The sequence below is a fragment of the Moorena sp. SIO3H5 genome (assembly GCF_010692395.1).
Classification (GTDB): Bacteria; Cyanobacteriota; Cyanobacteriia; order Cyanobacteriales; family Coleofasciculaceae; genus Moorena.
Window position 1 is genome coordinate 1 of sequence record NZ_JAAHHS010000824.1, and the last position, 1,030, is coordinate 1,030.

Annotated in this window: 2 protein-coding genes; both read right to left on the bottom strand. The window is 31.8% G+C overall.

Going from position 1 to position 1,030, the window contains the following annotated elements; genetic code table 11:
• Positions 1–105 precede the first annotated feature (105 nt).
• Complete coding sequence (locus F6K52_RS36790; protein WP_293090239.1) at positions 106–459, bottom strand: hypothetical protein; 354 nt, start codon at positions 457–459, stop codon at positions 106–108.
• A partial coding sequence (locus F6K52_RS36795) for a hypothetical protein (protein ID WP_293090241.1) occupies positions 459–1,030 on the bottom strand: 572 nt, incomplete at its 5' end. The genes F6K52_RS36795 and F6K52_RS36790, both read right to left, overlap by 1 nt.

Genomic DNA, 1,030 nt, shown 5'->3' on the forward strand with positions numbered 1-1,030 from the left:
TGTAGGGATTTTATTAATTACTCCATTTTGGTAAATTACCTTTATCGTCTATAAGATTCCTCTTAAGACAAGGAGTTAGATCTAAAATTGATTTCATATCATCAATCAAACTATGCATAATCCTTTCAATAATTTGTTCATTCCCACATTTACTTTGTAAGTTGATGCTAAACGAAGTTGGATTAAAATAACTACAATATCAAAGGGAAGCGCTAAAATTTTATGTTTCTTAGTTTTAGGGTTTATTCCTAAAATTAATTGCAATTGAAAAATAGAGCTTAAATAAGATTCAATATCATGTGTTTCTTTCCCCATGGGATTGTTAACGTTTATAGGGTCAGAAGATATTAGTTGTAATTGCTTAATAATTATTTCCAGGTCACAATGGGTAAGAAAAATATTTATTTTAGGCTGTTGCCTTAATAAATGCATTTCATCAGTAGGTATTCTATTGTTCATCACAAATTACTAGCAATTGCTTTAATCAAATCAATCACATCTTGATGTTCGGTTAAAGATTTTTTCAATTCTTCACCTAACTTATAAGTAATATCAAGAGAAATAAATTCACTATTTGTAATGCTTATGTCATCACAAAGTTGACTTAATAAATGAATCTTTTGCTCTTGAGTTAGTTTTTCTAACCTTGAGCCATATTCCTGCTGCATTTGAGCTATTACAGGAATATTAGTATCTACATAATCTCCAATTGTTTGTGATGAGGATTGCTCATCATTAGCACATTCAACTAACTTATCGAGTAGGTTAACGGCGTTGGTTGTATCTATTGAAGCGGTTGCTTTTCTATCAATTACTTCCCATCCCTGGTTAAGCAATGATTCTATGGCCTGTGGCCATTTAACACATGATTGTAATTGTTTTCCTAGCTCAGTTACTCGCTTTCGACTTAAAGCGTGCTCGTACAAACTAGAGACCACCTGAATTTGAGTGATAGCCATCAAAAGTGCTTGTGGAGCAATATTTATTTTCGCAACCGGCATTTGAAAAACTTTTGAATAAGCTTTCTCTA

Bases quoted from the DNA above. Each gene is read 5' to 3' on its own strand.
- F6K52_RS36790 (WP_293090239.1), bottom strand. From the start codon at position 459: ATGAACAATAGAATACCTACTGATGAAATGCATTTATTAAGGCAACAG.